The following is a 5,691-nucleotide window of genomic DNA, read 5'->3' as shown; positions in this document are numbered from 1 at the left end:
TTTAATTTTCCTTGGTTTTCTGGGGTTTTTGGTTGGTTTTTGGATTTTCTGTGAGATTTTTTGTGAAAGTGTGTTGACGGTATTTGTTTGTGGGGCTTATAAGCCGCTCACCGAAGCGGACCGGGGGTTGAACTTCCGGACTGACTGAGGTAAAACATTCGGCCCGCTGGTGCGGGATTGGTCTTTGAAAATTGAATATGAGTAGAGAGGGATATGCTGACGGCGTTTCTCTCGGGTTTCATCTCCGGATGGGATCTGAGGGTTTGGTTGGGCTTACTGGTTAAGTCAGACTATTGAACGTTGTTTGGCGTATCTTTCGAAAGACAGACGCGTTTTTAACAGATGTTTCGATACATGTTCCTGTCAATGACAAGAATATAAGTCTGGATTGACTTTGTTTGTTGTGCTTGGGCTTAGGTCTGAGTGTGATGAACCTGAGAGTTTGATCCTGGCTCAGAGCGAACGCTGGCGGCATGCTTAACACATGCAAGTCGCACGAAGGCTTCGGCCTTAGTGGCGGACGGGTGAGTAACGCGTAGGAATCTATCCATGGGTGGGGGATAACTCCGGGAAACTGGAGCTAATACCGCATGATACCTGAGGGTCAAAGGCGCAAGTCGCCTGTGGAGGAGCCTGCGTTTGATTAGCTTGTTGGTGGGGTAAAGGCCTACCAAGGCGATGATCAATAGCTGGTCTGAGAGGATGATCAGCCACACTGGGACTGAGACACGGCCCAGACTCCTACGGGAGGCAGCAGTGGGGAATATTGGACAATGGGGGAAACCCTGATCCAGCAATGCCGCGTGTGTGAAGAAGGTTTTCGGATTGTAAAGCACTTTCGGCGGGGACGATGATGACGGTACCCGCAGAAGAAGCCCCGGCTAACTTCGTGCCAGCAGCCGCGGTAATACGAAGGGGGCTAGCGTTGCTCGGAATGACTGGGCGTAAAGGGCGTGTAGGCGGTTTGTACAGTCAGATGTGAAATCCCCGGGCTTAACCTGGGAGCTGCATTTGATACGTGCAGACTAGAGTGTGAGAGAGGGTTGTGGAATTCTCAGTGTAGAGGTGAAATTCGTAGATATTGGGAAGAACACCGGTGGCGAAGGCGGCAACCTGGCTCATTACTGACGCTGAGGCGCGAAAGCGTGGGGAGCAAACAGGATTAGATACCCTGGTAGTCCACGCTGTAAACGATGTGTGCTGGATGTTGGGTAACTTAGTTACTCAGTGTCGTAGCTAACGCGATAAGCACACCGCCTGGGGAGTACGGCCGCAAGGTTGAAACTCAAAGGAATTGACGGGGGCCCGCACAAGCGGTGGAGCATGTGGTTTAATTCGAAGCAACGCGCAGAACCTTACCAGGGCTTGTATGGAGAGGCTGTATTCAGAGATGGATATTTCCCGCAAGGGACCTCTTGCACAGGTGCTGCATGGCTGTCGTCAGCTCGTGTCGTGAGATGTTGGGTTAAGTCCCGCAACGAGCGCAACCCTTATCTTTAGTTGCCAGCATGTTTGGGTGGGCACTCTAAAGAGACTGCCGGTGACAAGCCGGAGGAAGGTGGGGATGACGTCAAGTCCTCATGGCCCTTATGTCCTGGGCTACACACGTGCTACAATGGCGGTGACAGTGGGAAGCTAGATGGTGACATCATGCCGATCTCTAAAAACCGTCTCAGTTCGGATTGCACTCTGCAACTCGAGTGCATGAAGGTGGAATCGCTAGTAATCGCGGATCAGCATGCCGCGGTGAATACGTTCCCGGGCCTTGTACACACCGCCCGTCACACCATGGGAGTTGGTTTGACCTTAAGCCGGTGAGCGAACCGCAAGGACGCAGCCGACCACGGTCGGGTCAGCGACTGGGGTGAAGTCGTAACAAGGTAGCCGTAGGGGAACCTGCGGCTGGATCACCTCCTTTCAAGGATATTTTTCGATATCGGGTCGGGCAACTGATCTGGTTTGAAGAATTCCGGATAAAAAGTCCTTTGCTGCAGGATCGGCAAAGGCGCTCAGGTCTGACTGAGCTGCTCCTTTGGAGCGGAAGCGCCGTCAACATATCCCTTTCTACGATGAGATCTGACTGTGAGTTTTCAACTCGCAGATTGGACTGGGTTTGGGCTAGTAGCTCAGTTGGTTAGAGCACACGCTTGATAAGCGTGGGGTCGGAGGTTCAAGTCCTCCCTGGCCCACCAGGTTTGGGGGCATAGCTCAGCTGGGAGAGCACCTGCTTTGCAAGCAGGGGGTCGTCGGTTCGAACCCGTCTGCCTCCACCATGTTTGGTGGAACGAGTAATTAAGGATTGTGGTGCTTCGGCGCCTGCCAAAGTTGCTTTGTTTTATGGATCTCATCGAGAGAGGTTTGGAGAGATCGGACCTTCTTTTATCTGACTGCGGTGCAGCGGGTTTGAGAAAGTGTCTGGTGATGTGTTCTTTGTCAGTGTGAATCGGTTGGTGCGTATGTGGGCGTGCCGGAATCCTGGGTTGGTCTGACCCATGAGCTGAGCGATCAGTTTGTGTTAAGGGATTTTGGCGGAAGCGTTCATATGCGATTTTGAAATGTGACGCGCTTGAATGAGCTGTCGTGCATGTTTCCTGAGATATCGGGGTTCTGCCTTGGTATGGATGGTTTCTGTGCATGGGAGCAAGTGAGTGCGAGAAGGGCGTTCGGTGGATGCCTTGGCACTAGAAGGCGATGAAGGACGTGGCACGCTGCGAAAAGCCACGGGGAGCCGCGAGTAGGCTTTGATCCGTGGATATCCGAATGGGGCAACCCCCTCGCAAGAGGATCCCGCACTGAATACATAGGTGCTGGAGGCAAACCCGGGGAACTGAAACATCTCAGTACCTGGAGGAAAAGACATCAATTGAGATTCCGCTAGTAGTGGCGAGCGAACGCGGAACAGGCCAGTGGCCATGAGAAGATAAGCAGAATGCTCTGGAAAGTGCAGCCATAGTGGGTGATAGCCCCTTATGCGTAATGCTTCTTATGGTCCTTGAGTAGGGCGGGGCACGTGAAACCCTGTCTGAACATGGGGGGACCACCCTCCAAGCCTAAATACTCTCTAGTGACCGATAGTGAACAAGTACCGTGAGGGAAAGGTGAAAAGCACCCCGACGAGGGGAGTGAAATAGACCTGAAACCGGACGCCTACAAGCAGTCGGAGCCTCTTATGGGGTGACGGCGTACCTTTTGTATAATGGGTCAGCGAGTTTCTGTTTGCAGCAAGCTTAAGCCGGTAGGTGTAGGCGTAGCGAAAGCGAGTCTGAATAGGGCGACGAGTTGCTGGCAGAAGACCCGAAACCGAGTGATCTAGCCATGGCCAGGTTGAAGGTGCGGTAACACGCACTGGAGGACCGAACCCACGCCTGTTGAAAAAGTCGGGGATGAGCTGTGGTTAGGGGTGAAAGGCCAATCAAACTCGGAGATAGCTGGTTCTCCGCGAAATCTATTGAGGTAGATCGTCAGGTGTTGACCCCGGGGGGTAGAGCACTGGATGGGCTAGGGGGGCCCAAAGCCTTACCAAACCTAACCAAACTCCGAATACCCGGAAGTTTAGCCTGGCAGACAGACAGTGGGTGCTAAGGTCCATTGTCGAGAGGGAAACAGCCCAGACCACCAGCTAAGGCCCCTAAATCGTGGCTAAGTGGGAAAGGATGTGGGGATTCCAAAACAACCAGGAGGTTGGCTTAGAAGCAGCCATCCTTTAAAGAAAGCGTAATAGCTCACTGGTCTATTAGAAACCCTGCGCCGAAAATGTAACGGGGCTCAAGCCACGTGCCGAAGCTGTGGGTGCATACTATGTATGCGCGGTAGCGGAGCGTTCCGTAGGTCTGTGAAGGAGACGGGGTGACCCTCTCTGGAGATATCGGAAGTGCGAATGCTGACATGAGTAGCGACAAACAGTGCGAGAAACACTGTCGCCGTAAGTCCAAGGTTTCCTGCGCAAGGTTAATCCACGCAGGGTTAGTCGGCCCCTAAGGCGAGGGCGAAAGCCGTAGTCGATGGAAATCAGGTTAATATTCCTGAACCTGCCAGAAGTGACGAATGCGAGATGTTGTCAGTCCTTATCGGATTGGACTGGCTTTTTGAGCATTCCAGGAAATAGCTCTGGCGTATAGACCGTACCCTAAACCGACACAGGTGGACTGGTAGAGCATACCAAGGCGCTTGAGAGAACGATGCTGAAGGAACTAGGCAAATTACTCGCGTAACTTCGGGATAAGCGAGACCCGTGAGTGGGCAACCATTTGCGGGTGGCACAGACCAGGGGGTAGCGACTGTTTATTAAAAACACAGGACTCTGCGAAGTCGAGAGACGACGTATAGGGTCTGACGCCTGCCCGGTGCCGGAAGGTTAAGAGGAGGTGTGAGAGCACTGAATTGAAGCCCCGGTAAACGGCGGCCGTAACTATAACGGTCCTAAGGTAGCGAAATTCCTTGTCGGGTAAGTTCCGACCTGCACGAATGGCGTAACGACTTCCCCGCTGTCTCCAGCATCGGCTCAGCGAAATTGAATTCCCCGTGAAGATGCGGGGTATCCGCGGTCAGACGGAAAGACCCTATGAACCTTTACTGCAGCTTTGCAGTGGCATCAGAGACATTCTGTGTAGGATAGGTGGGAGGCTTTGAAGCAGGGGCGCCAGTTCCTGTGGAGCCATCCTTGAAATACCACCCTGAATTTTTCTGATGTCTAACCGCGACCAGTAAGCCTGGTCCGGGACCCTGCATGGTGGGCAGTTTGACTGGGGCGGTCGCCTCCTAAAGTGTAACGGAGGCGCGCGATGGTGGGCTCAGGCCGGTCGGAAACCGGCTGTCGAGTGCAATGGCATAAGCCCGCCTGACTGTGAGAGTGACAGCTCGATCAGAGACGAAAGTCGGCCATAGTGATCCGGTGGTCCCGCGTGGAAGGGCCATCGCTCAACGGATAAAAGGTACTCTAGGGATAACAGGCTGATCTCCCCCAAGAGTCCACATCGACGGGGAGGTTTGGCACCTCGATGTCGGCTCATCACATCCTGGGGCTGGAGCAGGTCCCAAGGGTTCGGCTGTTCGCCGATTAAAGTGGTACGTGAGCTGGGTTTAGAACGTCGTGAGACAGTTCGGTCCCTATCTGCCGTGGATGTTGGAGACTTGAGAGGATTTGTCCCTAGTACGAGAGGACCGGGATGAACATACCTCTGGTGCACCGGTTGTCGCGCCAGCGGCACAGCCGGGTAGCTAAGTATGGACGGGATAACCGCTGAAAGCATCTAAGCGGGAAACCCACCTCAAAACTAGGTCTCCCCAAGGGCCGTGATAGACCATCACGTCAATAGGCCAGGTGTGGAAGCGCAGTAATGCGTGCAGCTAACTGGTCCTAATCGCCCACGAGAACTCACTTGCAAGCTTCTCCCTGAGAAGCACCCCATGCACAGAAATCATCCATGCCGCACATTTCAAAAACAAACACCAACCGTTAATCACTGACCCACTCAGATGTGGGTTGGATGACCTGGTGGCTATGGCGGGGAGAGATCCACCCGATCCCATCCCGAACTCGGCCGTGAAAACCCCCAGCGCCTATGATACTGCGGCTTAAGCCGTGGGAAAGTCGGTCGCCGCCAGGTCTTCCAATCCACATCAATCAACACATCACATAAACCACCGCGGGGTGGAGCAGCCCGGTAGCTCGTCAGGCTCATAACCTGAAGG

2 tRNA genes and 3 rRNA genes are annotated in these 5,691 nt (G+C 53.7%); all 5 read left to right on the top strand.

The window, feature by feature from the left end:
* The first annotated feature begins 430 nt into the window (after positions 1 to 430).
* Positions 431 to 1,918 (top strand): 16S ribosomal RNA (locus GVI59_RS18295).
* 197 nt (positions 1,919 to 2,115) lie between these two features.
* A tRNA-Ile gene (locus tag GVI59_RS18290) sits at positions 2,116 to 2,192 on the top strand.
* 5 nt (positions 2,193 to 2,197) lie between these two features.
* Positions 2,198 to 2,273, top strand: a tRNA-Ala gene (locus GVI59_RS18285).
* 370 nt (positions 2,274 to 2,643) lie between these two features.
* Positions 2,644 to 5,381 (top strand): 23S ribosomal RNA (locus tag GVI59_RS18280).
* A 109-nt stretch (positions 5,382 to 5,490) separates the two neighbouring features.
* A 5S ribosomal RNA gene (gene rrf / locus GVI59_RS18275) occupies positions 5,491 to 5,606 on the top strand.
* Together the 16S, 23S and 5S rRNA genes with 2 tRNA genes alongside form the textbook arrangement of a ribosomal RNA operon.
* Positions 5,607 to 5,691 lie beyond the last annotated feature (85 nt).

The sequence above is a fragment of the Acetobacter sicerae genome (genome assembly GCF_011516765.1).
Classification (GTDB): Bacteria; Pseudomonadota; Alphaproteobacteria; order Acetobacterales; family Acetobacteraceae; genus Acetobacter; species Acetobacter sicerae.
The sequence above is the reverse complement of the archived record's forward strand: the minus strand, read 5'-3'. Positions and strand labels throughout refer to the sequence as shown.